This window comes from Micromonospora sp. NPDC005291, from assembly GCF_040607415.1.
In the GTDB taxonomy this organism is placed as follows: Bacteria; Actinomycetota; Actinomycetes; order Mycobacteriales; family Micromonosporaceae; genus Micromonospora.
Map to the genome: position 1 here is coordinate 298,618 of NZ_JBEXGR010000003.1, position 15,129 is coordinate 313,746.

Sequence of the window (15,129 nt, forward strand, 5' to 3'; positions counted from 1 at the left end):
CCGAAGCCCGCCGGCGGGTGCCGGCGGGCTCCGATGACGCGGTACGCCTGGATCAGGCGGCGATCTTGCGCGCCAGGTTCTCGTCGAGCGCGTTCATGAACTCGTCGGTGGTCAGCCACGGCGCGTCGCGCGAGATGAGCAGCGACAGGTCCTTGGTCATCTGGCCACCCTCGACGGTGTCGACGATGACCTGCTCCAGGGTGTTGGCGAACTCGGTGACCGCCGGGGTGCCGTCCAGCTTGCCCCGGTGGGCCAGGCCCCGGGTCCAGGCGTAGATCGACGCGATCGGGTTGGTCGACGTCTTCTCACCCTTCTGGTACTGCCGGTAGTGCCGGGTGACCGTGCCGTGCGCGGCCTCGGCCTCGACGGTACGGCCGTCCGGGGAGAGCAGGACGGAGGTCATCAGACCCAGCGAGCCGAAGCCCTGCGCGACGGTGTCGGACTGCACGTCACCGTCGTAGTTCTTGCAGGCCCAGACGTAGCCGCCCTCCCACTTGAGCGCGGCGGCGACCATGTCGTCAATCAGCCGGTGCTCGTAGGTGATGCCGGCGGCCTCGAACTCGGCCTTGAACTCGGCCTCGAACACCTCGGCGAAGATGTCCTTGAACCGACCGTCGTACGCCTTGAGGATGGTGTTCTTGGTGGACAGGTAGACCGGGTAGTTGCGGTCCAGTCCGTACCGGAACGACGCCCGGGCGAAGTCCCGGATCGACTCGTCGTAGTTGTACATGCCCATGGCGATGCCGCCGCCGGGGAAGTTGGCGACCTCCATCTCCATCGGCGCGCCACCGTCGGCCGGGGTGTAGGTGATGGTCACCGTGCCGGGGCCGGGGACGACGAAGTCGGTGGCCTTGTACTGGTCACCGTGGGCGTGCCGGCCGATGATGATCGGCTTGGTCCAGCCGGGGACCAGCCGCGGCACGTTGGACATGATGATCGGCTCGCGGAAGACGACGCCGCCGAGGATGTTGCGGATGGTGCCGTTGGGCGACCGCCACATCTTCTTCAGGCCGAACTCTTCCACCCGGGCCTCGTCCGGGGTGATGGTCGCGCACTTGACGCCGACGCCGTGCTCCTTGATGGCGTTGGCGGCGTCGATGGTGACCTGGTCGTCGGTCTCGTCGCGGTGCTGGATCGACAGGTCGTAGTAGTGCAGGTCGACGTCGAGGTAGGGCAGGATCAGCTGCTCGCGGATCTGCTTCCAGATGATCCGGGTCATCTCGTCGCCGTCGAGTTCTACGACCGGGTTGTTTACCTTGATCTTCGCCATCGACCGGCGCTCCTCTCGGGGGACACGTGCTCTAGCAGTACGAGCGTACTGCAATTGGGCCGGCAACCCCCAGCCGGCCTCGACCGGCCGGCGGAACCGGGCTGGACGGCCCAGGAGTTCCCTGGCACCATCACCCGATGCCTCTGAGCCGCACCCTCGGGTCTATCACGGTCACGGCGCTCAGCGACGGGGAGGGTGCCTTCTTCCAACCCCGTACGGAGGCGTTTCCGCATGCCACGGCGGCCCACTGGAGTGAGGCCGACCGGCGTGACCCCGGCTCGGTGACCGCCGACGGGCAGTGGTGGCTACCGTTTCGCAGCTTCGCGATCCGCGCCGGTGACGGGCCGGTCACCCTGGTCGACGCGGGCATCGGCCCGGCAGACTCCCTCGCCGCGAGCTGGGCACCGGTGCCCGGCCGGATGCCCGCCGAGTTGGCCGCCGCGGGCATCGACCCGGCTGACGTCGACACGGTCGTGCTGACCCACCTGCACAGCGACCACATCGGTTGGGCGGTCACCGGCACGCCGGGGCGGCCATACTTCCCGAACGCCAGCTACCTGGTGCAGCGCGCCGAACTCGACGCGGCGGAGACGCTCAACCCCGGGCTACCGGCCGGCCTGATCGCGCCGTTGCGCGCCGCCGGCCAGCTCCGCGTGGTCGACGGCGGGACCGCCCTCACCCCGGCGGTACGCCTGCTGCCCACCCCCGGCCACACCCCCGGCCACCAGTCGGTGCTCCTGACCTCGGCCGACGAACGGATGCTGTTCACCGGCGACCTGCTGGTGCACGCGGTGCAACTGGTCGACCCCGACCTGGCGTACGCCCACGAGGAGGACCCGGACGCCGCCCGACTCTCCCGCACCGGCCTCCTCGACACCCTCTCCCCCGCCATCCTCGCCACGCCCCACCTGGGCGACGCCTTCACCCGCTTCTGAGCCCATCCGATGATCGACTCCATGTCGCCGATGTAGCGGTGTCCCAGCGCCGGGATACCGCCACATCGGCGAGATGAAGTGGATCACCCCCGCCGAGGACGCGGGCCGTTCGGAGCCAGGTCGAGCGAAGGGCCCGTCGGCGGTGCCGACGGGCCCTTCGAAGCGCTTGGTACGGGGATCACATGCTGGCGACGTCGCCCTGCTTGGCGCGGACGGCCTCGGCGGCCTCCTTGAGGCTGGCCATCTCGTCGGCGTCCAGGTCGGTCTCGACGACCCGCTTGATTCCCTCGGCACCGATCTCGGCCTCGACACCCAGGTAGACACCGGAGATGCCGTACTCGCCGTCGACCCAGGCGCAGACCGGCATGACGTCGCCGGAATCCTCGGCGACGGCCTTGGCCATCCGGGCCGCGGCGGCGGACGGGGCGTAGTACGCCGAGCCGGTCTTGAGCAGCGCCACGACCTCGGCGCCACCGTTGCGGGTCTTGACGACCAGCTCTTCGATCTGCTCGGCCGGCATCGCGTCACGCAGCGGCTTGCCGTTGACCGTGCTCTTCGACGGCACCGGCACCATGGTGTCGCCGTGCGAGCCCAGGGTCAGCGTGCGGACCGACGCCACCGGCACGTTCAGCGCCTCGGCGACGAAGTTGGTGAACCGGGCGCTGTCCAGCATGCCGGCCTGGCCGAGCACCCGGTTCTTCGGGAACTGGGTGGCGAGCTGGGCCAGCGCGGTCATCTCGTCCAGCGGGTTGGAGACCACGATGACGACGGCGTTCGGGGCGTACTTGGCGACGTTCTCGGCGACCTGGCGGACGATCTTGGCGTTGGTCGCCAGCAGGTCCATCCGGCTCATGCCCGGCTTGCGCGGCAGACCGGCGGTGATCACGACGACGTCGGAGCCCTCGATGGCCTCGTAGCCCTCACCGTTGGCGCCCGTGGTCACGCCGACCACCTTGGTCTCGAAGCCCTCGATGGCCCGCGACTGGTTGAGGTCAAGGGCGAGACCCGCCGGCTTGCCCTCCACGATGTCGGTGATCACTACAGTGTCGAAGACGTCGTACTCGGCCAGGCGCTGTGCGGTGGTGGAGCCGTAGAAACCAGCCCCGACGACAGTGACCTTCTTACCCATGGTCGTCCCACTCCCTGTTACCAGTCGGTTTTCCGGACCGTATCAGTCATCCTGGCACCGATCAGGCCAGGGGCGGACGGTTACGGCCTTACACCTCAACCGCGCTCGGCGCGCTCCACGACGTTGGTGAGCAGCATGGCCCGGGTCATCGGACCGACGCCGCCGGGCATGGGGACCAACGCGCCGGCCGTCTCGGCCACCTCCGGGTCCACGTCGCCGGTGTAGCGGCCCTTGCCGTCCGCGCCGATCACGCGGGTGATGCCGACGTCCACCACGACCGCGCCGGGGTTGATCATGTCGGCGGTGAGCAGGCCCGGTACGCCGGCCGCGACGATGACGATGTCGGCGGCGCGGGTGTGCGAGGCGAGGTCCAGGGTGCCGGTGTGGCAGAGGGTGACCGTGGCGTTCTCGCTGCGCCGGGTGAGCAGCAGGCCGAGCGGGCGGCCAACGGTGTTGCCCCGACCGACCACCGCGACGGTGGCACCGCGTAGCGCCACGTCGTGCCGGCGGAGCAGCTCGACGATGCCGCGCGGAGTGCAGGGCAGCGGGCCGTCGTAGCCGAGGACGAGTCGGCCCAGGTTGACCGGGTGCAGACCATCGGCGTCCTTGTCCGGGTCGATCAGCTCCAGCACCCGCTGGGTGTCGAGGTGGGCCGGCAGTGGCAGCTGGACGATGTAGCCGTGGCACGCCGGATCGGCGTTCAGCTCGGCCAGCACGTCGTCGACCTGCTGCTGGGTGGCGTCGGCCGGCAGCTCCCGGCGGATCGAGGCGATGCCCACCTCCGCGCAGTCCCGGTGCTTGCCGTTGACGTACGCCTGGCTGCCCGGATCCGCCCCGACCAGGACCGTGCCCAGCCCAGGGATGATGCCGCGTTCCGCGAGTGCCTTCACCCGTATCCGCAGCTCGTCCTTGATTATCGCTGCGGTTGCCTTGCCGTCCAGAAGCGTCGCCGTCACGACCCGATCGTCTCACGGGCACCGCCGGTGGTTCAGACGACCTCACTCGGGCCACCCGTCACAGTCCCGATCACCTCCACCAAGCGTGACCGTATGTGACGTGTCGCTAGTCACTCTGTGTCACGGTTTGTGGATTCGGTCACCGTCGAACCAGGCAGAAGTGCGGAGCGCGGCGGAGACCGGACCTCCGACCCAGAGGGTTCCAGCCTGCCGCAGGCAGGCATATCCATCCCCCTTATTCGCGCGAACATCGGCAGGTCAGCGAGGTTTGAACCGATTGTGTGCTAGCAGGCCTGTCGGGCTTCGTCAAGGGAGGCATGCCTGGACCGTTACCCACCCGCAACCGCGTCGTTGCCGAAGGCCCGCCGCCGACCTACCGTTGCCGCTTGTTGCGCAGCGTAACCCAGCGTCGGGCCTGACTGCGCAGCGTGAGGAGATGAGGAGGCTCAATGCGAGTTCGTAGACTCGCTGCCTGGACCGCCCTCCCGCTCGCGGTGACGCTGGGCCTTGCGGCCTGCGGCAGCGGCGGAGACGGTGGATCCGGCAGCAGCGACCCCAACGCGGCCGTCAGCATCCAGATCGGCGAGCCGCAGCACCTGGTTCCGACGAACACCACCGAGACGTCGGGCTCGCAGGTGCTCGCCGGCCTGTTCAGCCCGCTCGTGGACTACGACGCGCAGAACAAGCCGTTCGAGGTCGCAGCCGAGTCGGTGACGTCGCCGGACAACAAGGTCTGGACGATCAAGCTCAAGGACGGCTTCACCTTCCACAACGGTGAGAAGGTCACGTCCGAGGACTACATCAACGCCTGGAACTACGGCGCGTATGCGCCCAACGGTCAGGGCGGCGCGTACTTCTTCGAGAAGGTCGCCGGCTACCAGGACCTCCAGGGCGAGAAGCCGAAGGCCCAGACGATGTCCGGCCTGAAGAAGGTCGACGACCTCACCTTCGCCGTGACGCTGTCCGAGCCGTACATCGACTTCAAGACGATGCTCGGCTACAACGCGTTCTTCCCGCTGCCGGACGCCGCGTTCTCCGCCCCGGGCGTGCTCAAGGACTCGTACGAGCAGGCACCGATCGGTCAGGGCCCCTTCAAGATGAAGGGCACCTGGCAGCACGACTCCAAGATCGATGTCGAGCGGTACGACGCGTACCCGGGCGAGAAGCCCAAGGTGAAGGGCGTCGAGTTCCGGGTCTACCAGCAGCTCTCCGCGGCCTACGCGGACGTCCTGGGCGACAACCTGGACGTGCTGCCCACGATCCCGACCGAGAGTCTGAGCAACGCGCCGACCGACCTGGGTGACCGGTACCAGACCAGCCCCATGTCGTCGTTCCAGTTCCTCGCGTTCCCGACCTTCGACAAGGACTACAGCAACCCGGACGTGCGTAAGGCCATCTCGATGGCCATCGACCGGGACGAGATCACCAAGTCGGTCTTCAAGGGTTCGCAGGATTCGGCCCGCTCGTTCGTCTCGCCGGTGCTGCCGGGCTACCGGGAGAACACCGCAGGCGCGGCCGCCGAGTTCAACCCGACCGAGGCCAAGAAGCTCTACCAGGCCGCCGGCGGCCCGGCGAAGATCGTCATCTCCTACAACGGCGACGGCGGTCACAAGGACTGGGTCGACGCCACGGCCAACCAACTGAAGGCCAACCTGGGCGTCGAGGTCGTCGGCTCGGCCGAGCCGAAGTTCGCCGACCTGCTGACCAAGGTCGAGAAGAAGCAGTCCGTGGGTATGTTCCGGTTGGGTTGGGTCATGGACTACCCGACCATGGAGGACTACCTCGGCCCGCTGTACAGCACCAACGGCTCGTCGAACTACTACGGCTACAGCAACCCGGAGTTCGACAGGCTGGTCAAGGAGGGTTCCGCCGCCAAGACGCAGGACGAGGCGATCGCCAAGTACCAGCAGGCGGAGGACATCCTGGCCAAGGACATGCCGGTGATCCCGCTCCGCTTCGGCGAGAACGTGTTCGGCCACTCGTCCAAGGTCACGAACGTCGAGATGGACCTGTTCCAGCGGGTCAACCTCGTGAAGATCGAAGCGGCCAGCTGAGCTGACCATGGTGCGGGCCACCCGGGCGACAACGCCCGGGTGGCCCGGACCGCGCTGTAACGACCAGGCCGCTCACGCGGGCCCAGATCGGCGGCGCCGGGCTCCCCCGGGCCGGACGGCACCTCTCGGATATTTCGGGTACGACCAGAGATGCCGTCCTGCGACCCTTTCGCACATTTCCGGAGAGACTGCTAAGCATGTTCCGCTACATCCTGCGGCGCCTACTGCAGATGGTCCTGGCGTTCTTCGGGACCACCCTGATCGTGTACGCGCTGATGTTCGCCGGCCAGGGCGACCCGATCCAGGCCCTCGCGGGCGAACGACCGGTGACGGCGGCCCAGCGGGCCTACCTGACCGAGAAGTACCACCTGGACGCCACCGGCGTCGGCGGCTTCTTCTACCGCTACTTCGACTACGTCAAGAGCCTGCTCCAAGGCGATCTTGGGCAGTCGTTGACCGGCCGGCAGATCGGCGACATCCTGCAGGCGGCCTGGCCGGTCACACTGAAGCTCGCGATCATCGCACTCGCCGTGGCGATCATCGTCGGGGTCACCGCCGGCGTGATCGCCGGCATCCGCCGCGGGAGCATCTTCGACAACTCCACGCTGGTGCTGACCCTGCTGGTGCTGGGCATCCCCACCATCGTGCTGGCACCGCTCGCGCAGTACTTCCTGGGCGTCAAGTGGCAGCTCTTCCCACCCACCGCCGGCTCCCAGCCGACCTTCTACGCGCTGCTGCTGCCCGGCATCGTGCTCGGCTCCCTGTCGCTGGCCACCGCGCTGCGACTGACCCGTACGTCGGTGGCCGAGAACCTGCGCGCCGACTACGTGCGGACCGCCCGGTCCAAGGGCCTGGTCAAGCGCCGCATCGTCACCGTGCACGTGCTGCGCAACTCGCTCATCCCGGTGATCACCTTCCTCGGTGTGGAGCTGGGCAACCTGATGAGCGGCGCGATCATCACCGAGGGCGTCTTCAACATCCCCGGCGTGGGCTTCAACCTCTTCCGCGGCATCCGGACCGAGGACGGTCCCCTGGTCGTGGGCATCGTCAGCGTGCTCGTCGTGGTCTATCTGGTCTCGAACCTGGTGGTGGACGTCCTGTACGCCGTACTCGATCCGAGGATCCGCTATGAGTGAGCGCAGCGAGGTGCGGGCATGAGCGACTTCGAAACCGTGGCGGCCACCGAGAACCAGGCCGCTCGGCGTGGGCCCTCGGGCGAGCCCGGCGCACCGAACCAGGTCGGCGTGCCGCAGAAGCCGCGCAGCCTGGCCGGCGACGCCTGGCGCGACCTGCGCCGAAACCCGATCTTCTGGATCTCGCTGACGCTGGTCGTCATCCTCACCCTGATGGCCCTGGCCCCCAGCGTGTTCACCGCCAACGACCCGAGGGACTGCCTGCTCTCCCGCCAGCACGCCGGGCCGTCCGGCGGGGCCATCTTCGGGTACGACTTCCAGGGCTGCGACACGTACTCCCGGGCGGTCTACGGCACCCGGGCCTCGCTGCTGGTCGGCGCGCTCGCCGCGCTCGGCACCGGAATCATCGCGCTGGTGGTCGGGATGCTGGCCGGGTACTTCGGCCGCTGGGTCGACGCGGTGCTCTCCCGGGTGATCGACGTGGTGCTCGGCATCCCGCTGCTGCTGGCCGCGATCGTGCTGCTCAAGCGAGTGTCCAGCGACAGTCAGACCGCCCGGATCGCGGCAGTGATCTTCGTGCTGGCCATTCTCGGCTGGACCACCGCGGCCCGGGTGGTGCGCTCCTCGGTGATCACCGCGAAGGAGCAGGACTACGTGGCGGCGGCCCGGATGCTCGGCGCCGGCAATGGCCGGATCATGTGGCGGCACATCCTGCCGAACTCACTGGCCCCGGCCATCGTCGTGCTGACCATCGCGCTCGGCTCGTTCATCGCGGCCGAGGCGACGCTCTCCTTCCTGGGCATCGGCCTGAAGGCGCCGACCATCTCGTGGGGCCAGGACATCGACACCGGTCGCATTCACATGCGGGAGGCGGCCACGCCGCTGATCGTCCCGTCGGCCTTCCTCGCGCTGACCGTGCTGGCGTTCATCATGCTCGGCGACGCCATCCGTGACGCCTTCGACCCGAAGCTGCGGTGATCTCTCATGACCGTCCAACCCACACCCGCCTCCGCCACACCCGAGGGCGGCCACCTGCTGGAGTTGCGGGACCTGCACGTCGAGTTCCGCACCAACGAGGGTGTGGCCCGGGTGATCAACGGCGTGTCGTACCACCTGGATGCCGGCGAGACGCTGGCCGTGCTCGGCGAATCCGGCTCGGGTAAGTCGGTCACCGCCCAGGCGATCATGGGCATCCTGGACACCCCGCCCGCGTTCGTCCGCTCCGGCCAGATCCTCTACCAGGGTCAGGACCTGCTCACCTGCTCCGAGGAGCAGCGCCGGCAGGTACGCGGCAAGGAGATCGCGATCATCTTCCAGGACGCCCTCTCCGCGCTCAACCCGGTCTTTCCGGTCGGCTGGCAGATCGGCGAGACGCTGCGCCAGCGCGCCGGCATGTCCCGGGGCGACGCCCGGCGCCGCGCCATCGAACTGATGGACCTGGTCAAGATCCCGGGTGCCGCGAAGCGGACCGGCGACTACCCGCACCAGTTCTCCGGCGGCATGCGGCAGCGCGTCATGATCGCCATGGCGCTGGCGCTGGACCCGAAGGTGCTGATCGCCGACGAGCCCACCACGGCACTCGACGTGACCGTGCAGGCCCAGATCATGGACCTGCTGGCCGACCTGCGCCGGGATCTCAACATGGCGATGATCCTGATCACCCACGACCTGGGTGTGGTCGCCGGTGTCGCGGACCGGATCGCGGTCATGTACGCCGGCCGGATCGTCGAGCACGCCGACGTCCGCTCGCTCTACAAGGCGCCCGCCCACCCGTACACCAAGGGGTTGTTGGAGTCGATTCCGCGGATGGACGTCCGCGGCCAGGAACTGTCGACGATCAAGGGGTTGCCGCCGAACCTGATGCGTATCCCCTCCGGCTGCCCGTTCCACCCCCGGTGCCCGTACGTCCAGCAGGTCTGCGTGGACGTGGTGCCGCACGACCTGGTCCTCGGCGATGGCCGGACCAGCGCTTGCCACTTCGCGCAGGAGGTCCGTGATGACAGCGTCGCCCGCTAACCCCACCAAGGTCCGCGGCGAGACCATCCTCTCCGTCGACAACCTGGTGAAGCACTTCCCGATCAGTCAGGGCGTGCTGTTCCAGCGGCAGGTCGGCGCGGTGAAGGCCGTCGACGGCGTGAGCTTCGAGCTGCGCCGGGGCGAGACGCTGGGCGTGGTCGGCGAGTCCGGCTGCGGCAAGTCCACCCTCGCCCGGCTGCTGATGCGGCTGGAGACGCCCACCTCCGGGCGGGCCACCCTGGAGGGCAGGGACCTGTTCAAGGCATCCGGGGGCGAGCTGCGCCGGCTGCGCCGCAACATGCAGATGGTCATGCAGGACCCGTACACCTCGCTGAACCCGCGAATGACGGTCGGCGACATCATCGGCGAGCCGTTCGAGATCCACCGCGACGCGGCACCGAAGGGCAGCAAGCAGAAGCGGGTCCAGGAGCTGCTGGACGTCGTCGGGCTCAACCCGGAACACATCAACCGGTACCCGCACCAGTTCTCCGGCGGTCAGCGTCAGCGCATCGGCATCGCCCGCGCGCTCGCGCTGCGGCCCGAGATCATCGTCTGCGACGAGCCGGTGTCGGCACTGGACGTCTCCATCCAGGCCCAGGTCATCAACCTGCTGGAGCAGCTCCAGGACGAGTTCGGGCTCTCGTACATCTTCATCGCCCACGACCTGTCCGTGGTGCGGCACATCGCCGACCGGGTCGCCGTGATGTACCTGGGTCGGATCGTCGAGATCGGCACCGAGGACGAGATCTACGAGCGGGCCACCCACCCGTACACCCAGGCTCTGCTCTCCGCGGTGCCCGTGCCGGACCCGGAGGCGCGCGAGCAGCGCAACATGATCCGGCTGGTTGGCGACGTGCCCAGCCCGGCCGACCCGCCCAGCGGGTGCCACTTCCGGACCCGCTGCTGGAAGGCCCAGGACATCTGCGCCGTAGAGGACCCGCAAACGGTCCCAAGAGCGGCAGACCCCCACCCGTCCGCCTGCCACTTCGCCGAACTCCGCCCCCCAACCCCAGTAACCCCGTAACCCCCCGCCCGCGCCCCCGCCCCCGCGCCCTCTCCCCCGTTGATCTAGGGCATATCGTCGCGAGTTGATCTCCAATAGCGACGATATGCCCTAGATCAACGGGGGGAGAGGGGGGCGCGCGACCCGCGAGGGGGGTGGGGGGTGGGGGGTGGGGGTGGGGTGGGGTGGGGTGGGGGGGTGGGGTTAGTGGAAGAAGTGGCGGGTTCCTGTTAGGTACATCGTTACGTTGGCTTTTTTGGCCGCTGCGATTACTTCTTCGTCTCTGATCGAGCCGCCGGGCTGCACGATGGCGCGGACGCCGGCGTCGATGAGGATCTGGGGACCGTCGGCGAACGGGAAGAACGCGTCCGACGCGGCGACCGAGCCGCGGGCCCGGTCGGTACCGGCGCGGTTGACCGCGAGCTGCGCCGAGTCGACCCGGTTGACCTGCCCCATGCCGACCCCGACGGTGGCGCCGTCCTTGGCGAGCAGGATCGCGTTGCTCTTCACCGCCCGGACCGCCCGCCAGGCGAACGCGAGGTCACGCAGCAGCTCCTCATCGGCGGCCTCGCCGGTCGCCAACCGCCAGCTCGCCGGGTCGTCACCGGGGGCGTCCACCCGGTCGGCGACCTGGGTCAGCACGCCACCGGTCACCGGCCGCCACTCCATCTTCGCCGGAGTCCAGGCCGGCGCGCGCAGCAGCCGGATGTTCTTCTTGCCCTGCAACACCTCGACCGCGCCCTCGTCGAAGCCGGGGGCGACCACCACCTCGGTGAAGATGTCGGCGACCTGCCGGGCCAGCTCGACCGAGACCGGCCGGTTGACCGCGATGACGCCGCCGAACGCCGACACCGGGTCGCAGGCGTGTGCCCGGCGGTGCGCCTCGGCCACGTCCGCGCCCACCGCGATGCCACACGGGTTGGCGTGCTTGATGATCGCCACCGCCGGCTGGTCGGCGAAGTCGTTCGCTGCCCGCCAGGCGGCGTCCGCGTCGACGTAGTTGTTGTAGGACATCTCCTTGCCGTGCAGCTGCTCGGCCTGGGCCAGCCCCGCCGGGGCGTCCGGGTCGGTGTAGAGCGCGGCCGGCTGGTGCGGGTTCTCCCCGTAGCGCAGCACGGTCGACTTGCGCAGCGCGGACCCGGCGAACGCCGGCCACGAGTCGTCGGCCGGGGCCAGTTCCTGGGCGCACCACTGGGCCACGGCCACGTCGTACTCGGCGATGTCGGCGAACGCCCGGGCGGCCAGCGCGCGTCGCTGGGCCAGGGTGAAGCCACCCTCGCCGAGCGCGCCGATCAGTGCCGGGTAACCGGTCGGGTCGGTGAGCACGGCGACCGAGGCGTGGTTCTTGGCGGCGGCCCGCACCATGGCCGGGCCACCGATGTCGATCTGCTCCACGCACTCCTCGACGCCCGCGCCGGAGGCGACGGTCGCCTGGAAGGGGTAGAGGTTGGAGACCAGCAGGTCGAACGCCGCCACCCCCAGCTCGTCGAGCTGCGTGACGTGCGTGTCCTTGCGCAGGTCGGCGAGGAGACCCGCGTGCACCTTCGGGTGCAGGGTCTTCACCCGACCGTCGAGCACCTCGGGGAACCCGGTCACCGTCTCCACCGGCGTCACCGGCACCCCGGCGGCGGCGATGGTGCCCGCCGTGCTGCCGGTGGACACGATCTCCACACCGGCCGCGTGCAGGGCGTGAGCCAGCTCGACCAGCCCGCTCTTGTCGTAGACGCTGACCAGCGCCCGCCTGATCGGGCGGCGCCCGTCCTGAGTGGGACTCACGGAACCGTGACCTTCCTTCCGGTGATGGTCCAACCTTCGCGGACCAGACGACCCACCTGCTCGACGAGCTGGCGCCGTTCGGCTTCCTTGATGCGCTCGGTGAGCGCGTCCACGTCGTCGTCGTCGAGCACCGGCACCGCAACCTGCGCGACGATCGGCCCGGTGTCCATGCCGGCGTCGACGAAGAAGAGGGTGGCACCGGTGAGCTTCACGCCGTAGGCGAGGGCGTCACGCGGGCCATGGATGCCGGGGAACGCCGGCAGCAGGGTGTTGTGGGTGTTCAAATAGCGGTCGCCGAAGGCGGCGAGGAAATGCGGGCCGACCAACTTGAGGAAGCCGGCGGAGATGACCAGGTCTGGTTGGTGCTTCGCGACGTGTGCGGTGAGCGCACGGTCCCAGTCCTCCCGGGTGTCGTGGTCGCGGACCCGCTCGACGAAGGTCGGCACCCCGGCCGCTTCGGCCCGGTCCAGGCCCGCGATGCCGTCGCGGTCCGCGCCGACCGCGACGACCTGTGCGCCGTACGCGGGATCGGCGGCGGCGCCCAGCAGCGACTGAAGGTTGCTTCCGGAGCCGGAGACGAGGACGACGATGCGGGCGACAGACGCGGGCTCGGTCACCGGGCCACCCTATCGGGCAGGTCAGGATGCCCTTCGGCTGGGCGGCGCGCCGATCTTTGACAGTGCCGATGCGCATCGACCCGGTACGCTGCCGGTCGCTCGGGCCGAACGCCGCGTCGAAGCTCAACCCGCTGCTTCAACAGGCGACCGCGCCGGGGCTCAGACGGCCGCTCCGGAGTCACAGAAGTGGTCGAAATGGGTCCTTGTCGTCGGCTCGGGTGGTAAGTCGTCCTGTTGCTGTGCTGTGCATCAGGAGGACTGACCGCGATCATGAGTGGAAACAACAGCAGTAGCTGACGGAACCAGTTCAAGGAGCTCTCGAATGCAACCCGGTAACCCCGGCCAGGACCCGTACGGCCAGCAGCCCAACCAGGACCCGAACGCCCCCCAGCCGCCGGCCGCCCCGTACGGCCAGCAGCCGCCCGCCGCCCCGTACGGCCAGCAGCCGACCTCCGGCCAGCCCTACGGCCAGCAGCCGACCTCCGGCCAGCCGTATGGCCAGCAGCAGCCGTACCAGGACCCGTACGGCCAGCAGCAGCCCCAGTACGGTGGCGGCCCGCAGTACCCGAACGCCGGTTACCCGCAGGCGCAGGGGCAGGGGCAGAACAACACCCTCGGCCTGGTGTCGATGATCCTCGGTATCGCGTCGATCCCGCTGGTCTGCTGCCTCTACATCGGCATCCCGGTCGGCATCGCGGGTGTCGTGACCGGTTACCTCGCCCGGCAGAAGGTCGCCCAGGGCCAGGCCAGCAACGCTGGGCAGGCCAAGGCCGGTCTGATCTGCGGCGCGGTCGGCGTCGTGCTGGGCATCCTGTTGCTCATCCTGAGCGTCGTGGCGCAGGTCAACCTGCCGACCCAGCCCTGACAGGCTGAGCATCGACGGGGCGCTCCGGATTCGTCCGGGGCGCCCCGCGCTCGTCTGCTGCGCCCGGCTCCTACTGTGCGGGGGCGCGGGTGAGCGCCCGGGTGGCGGCGGCACCGAGCAGTGCGCCGACCGCGATGACACCGGCCGCCACCGCCCCGACCTGCCAGCCCACCGGCCCAACGTGCGCGAGCCGACCGGCACCGAGCGGCCCGCCGGAGAGCGTGGCGGCCACGCCGAGCAGCACGCCGGCCACCGGCCCGGCCAGCGCCGCTGGCACCAGCAGAGCGGCCCAGCGCCGCGGGGCCCGCTCCGGCCCGGCGAGCCGGGCCACCCGGCGGGCAAGCAGCCAGCCGGCGACCATCCCGGCCAGCACCGGCACCGCGAGCAGTAGGGCGCCGAAGCCGTCCACCGGGCCACGCGGCAGGCCGGCGAGCAACGGTACGGCCGGCAGTGCGCCGACCGACACCTCGCTAGTGCGAACCGCGGTGTCGGTGCCGACCGCGAAGCCCGGCCCGAGCAGGTAGCTGGCCGACCAGATCGCCGCGTTCGGCGCGTACGCCATGCTGACCACGGTGATCCCAGCCTGCCCGGCAACCCCGGTCCGGTACGCCCCGATCATGTCCGCCGCGTCACCGCCGCCGGTGGCCACCGCCAGGCCGGCCGCACCGGCGCCCGCGCCGAGCAGCAGCAGCCCGGCCACCAGACCGGTGCGAATGCCGTGCCGCACCGGATCCGGCATCCGGGCGACGAGCAGCCGGGTCACGGCAGTGATCCGGGTGGCGCCGACCAGGGCGGCGAGCGTGCCGACCACCGCGAACGTGGCTCCCACCCGGATCGGGGACACCTCCGGCCCACCGCTGCCGACCAGCACTGCCGCGAGCGCGCCGAGCAGCGCGTACGCGATGCCGACCGCGCCCGCGGCGAGCAGCGCTCGGCGCGGTGAGCGGGTGTCGCGGGCACCGATCGCGCGGCTGACGTGCACCCCGGCTCGGGTCAGCCGCCAGAGCGCGAGCACGGTCAACGCCAGTGGGGCGAGCCCGAGCGGGCCGGACTCGGTGTGCAACGGCACGCCGTGCCCGAGCAGCCAGCCGGCCAGCGCGGTGCGCAGGGTGCTGGTCAGGGTGGTGGAGTCCGCGCCGAGCTGAACCAGGCCGAGCACGATGGCGACCGGCAGGTAGGAGGTGAGGGCGGCCCAGCCTGCGGCCACCCCGGCGGCGACGGGCAACGGTGCACGCCCGCGTGGCGATCCGCCCGCGCGAGGCGCGGGCACCCGTCGGGTCGGCACGGCACGGTCGACCGGCCGGTCGTCGGCGTTCACACCGCCGGGACGGCTGGGACGGTCAGGGGTGACGGGGGGCATCCGCTCTACTCTGGC

The 15,129-nt window shown here is 69.9% G+C and carries 13 protein-coding genes; 7 read left to right on the top strand and 6 right to left on the bottom strand.

What is annotated here, in order from left to right; all coding sequences use genetic code 11:
• Positions 1 to 52: 52 nt before the first annotated feature.
• Positions 53 to 1,270: an NADP-dependent isocitrate dehydrogenase gene (locus tag ABZT18_RS05855; RefSeq protein ID WP_354995131.1), complete on the bottom strand. Its 1,218-nt coding sequence runs from the start codon at positions 1,268 to 1,270 to the stop codon at positions 53 to 55.
• 137 nt (positions 1,271 to 1,407) lie between these two features.
• On the opposite strand from ABZT18_RS05855, the gene ABZT18_RS05860 reads away from it, so the two are divergent.
• A complete protein-coding gene (locus ABZT18_RS05860) occupies positions 1,408 to 2,205 on the top strand; it encodes an MBL fold metallo-hydrolase (RefSeq protein WP_354995130.1) in 798 nt (265 codons plus the stop codon).
• 178 nt (positions 2,206 to 2,383) lie between these two features.
• Here ABZT18_RS05860 and ABZT18_RS05865 read toward each other — a convergent pair whose 3' ends face one another.
• The gene (locus ABZT18_RS05865) at positions 2,384 to 3,334 is read right to left on the bottom strand and encodes a malate dehydrogenase (RefSeq protein ID WP_354995129.1); all 951 of its coding nucleotides are present in this window, start codon (positions 3,332 to 3,334) and stop codon (positions 2,384 to 2,386) included.
• A gap of 95 nt (positions 3,335 to 3,429) precedes the next feature.
• Positions 3,430 to 4,290 (bottom strand): bifunctional methylenetetrahydrofolate dehydrogenase/methenyltetrahydrofolate cyclohydrolase, encoded by an 861-nt coding sequence (locus ABZT18_RS05870; protein WP_354995128.1) that lies wholly within the window; start codon positions 4,288 to 4,290, stop codon positions 3,430 to 3,432.
• Positions 4,291 to 4,739: 449 nt separating this feature from the next.
• Between ABZT18_RS05870 and ABZT18_RS05875 the strand changes: the two genes are divergently transcribed.
• The 5 genes from ABZT18_RS05875 (at position 4,740) to ABZT18_RS05895 (ending at position 10,517) form a co-directional block, all read left to right on the top strand.
• Positions 4,740 to 6,344: an ABC transporter substrate-binding protein gene (locus ABZT18_RS05875; RefSeq protein WP_354995127.1), complete on the top strand. Its 1,605-nt coding sequence runs from the start codon at positions 4,740 to 4,742 to the stop codon at positions 6,342 to 6,344.
• A 197-nt stretch (positions 6,345 to 6,541) separates the two neighbouring features.
• Positions 6,542 to 7,480 (top strand): ABC transporter permease, encoded by a 939-nt coding sequence (locus ABZT18_RS05880; protein ID WP_354995126.1) that lies wholly within the window; start codon positions 6,542 to 6,544, stop codon positions 7,478 to 7,480.
• 18 nt (positions 7,481 to 7,498) lie between these two features.
• Positions 7,499 to 8,455 carry an ABC transporter permease gene (locus ABZT18_RS05885; RefSeq protein ID WP_354995125.1) on the top strand — a complete coding sequence of 319 codons (957 nt, stop codon included), beginning with the start codon at positions 7,499 to 7,501 and terminating at the stop codon, positions 8,453 to 8,455.
• A 6-nt stretch (positions 8,456 to 8,461) separates the two neighbouring features.
• Positions 8,462 to 9,493, top strand: a complete 1,032-nt coding sequence (locus ABZT18_RS05890) for an ABC transporter ATP-binding protein (RefSeq protein WP_354995124.1) — start codon at positions 8,462 to 8,464, stop codon at positions 9,491 to 9,493.
• On the top strand, positions 9,474 to 10,517 hold the full coding sequence (locus ABZT18_RS05895) for a dipeptide ABC transporter ATP-binding protein (protein WP_354995123.1): 1,044 nt from the start codon (positions 9,474 to 9,476) through the stop codon (positions 10,515 to 10,517). Before ABZT18_RS05890 ends, ABZT18_RS05895 begins: the two co-directional genes overlap by 20 nt.
• Positions 10,518 to 10,700: 183 nt before the next feature.
• Here the strand turns inward: ABZT18_RS05895 and purH are convergent, their stop codons facing one another.
• Complete coding sequence (purH, locus tag ABZT18_RS05900; protein WP_354995122.1) at positions 10,701 to 12,272, bottom strand: bifunctional phosphoribosylaminoimidazolecarboxamide formyltransferase/IMP cyclohydrolase; 1,572 nt, start codon at positions 12,270 to 12,272, stop codon at positions 10,701 to 10,703.
• Positions 12,269 to 12,889 carry a phosphoribosylglycinamide formyltransferase gene (gene purN / locus ABZT18_RS05905; protein WP_354995121.1) on the bottom strand — a complete coding sequence of 207 codons (621 nt, stop codon included), beginning with the start codon at positions 12,887 to 12,889 and terminating at the stop codon, positions 12,269 to 12,271. The genes purH and purN overlap by 4 nt, the downstream gene beginning before the upstream one ends.
• Positions 12,890 to 13,211: 322 nt before the next feature.
• Here purN and ABZT18_RS05910 point away from each other — a divergent pair, with 322 nt between their 5' ends.
• The gene (locus ABZT18_RS05910; RefSeq protein WP_354995120.1) at positions 13,212 to 13,754 is read left to right on the top strand and encodes a DUF4190 domain-containing protein; all 543 of its coding nucleotides are present in this window, start codon (positions 13,212 to 13,214) and stop codon (positions 13,752 to 13,754) included.
• Between the two features lie 70 nt (positions 13,755 to 13,824).
• Here the strand turns inward: ABZT18_RS05910 and ABZT18_RS05915 are convergent, their stop codons facing one another.
• Positions 13,825 to 15,114 carry a DUF6350 family protein gene (locus tag ABZT18_RS05915; protein WP_354995119.1) on the bottom strand — a complete coding sequence of 430 codons (1,290 nt, stop codon included), beginning with the start codon at positions 15,112 to 15,114 and terminating at the stop codon, positions 13,825 to 13,827.
• Positions 15,115 to 15,129: the final 15 nt, after the last annotated feature.